This is a genomic window from Belnapia sp. AC561 (assembly GCF_979252845.1).
On sequence record NZ_CEEDBP010000451.1, the window covers coordinates 1 to 239 of the forward strand.

The following is a 239-nucleotide window of genomic DNA, read 5'->3' on the forward strand; positions in this document are numbered from 1 at the left end:
ATTGAGCTGCGCATCATGGCGCACCTGGCTCAAGACGAAGGTTTGTTGCATGCCTTCCGCAACGACCTGGACGTACACCGCGCCACCGCAGCGGAAGTGTTTGGCGTCGAGCTGGAACAGGTCACCATCGACCAGCGCCGCAGCGCCAAGGCCATTAACTTCGGGCTGATTTACGGCATGAGCGCGTTTGGCCTGGCCAAGCAGATCGGCGTCGACCGCAAGCAGTCGCAGGCCTATAT

The 239-nt window shown here is 60.7% G+C and carries 1 protein-coding gene; it reads left to right on the forward strand.

Annotated features, from left to right (window positions below):
* Nucleotides 1–239: DNA polymerase (locus AC0IW9_RS31820; RefSeq protein WP_471652272.1), on the forward strand; the 239-nt coding region annotated here is incomplete at both ends.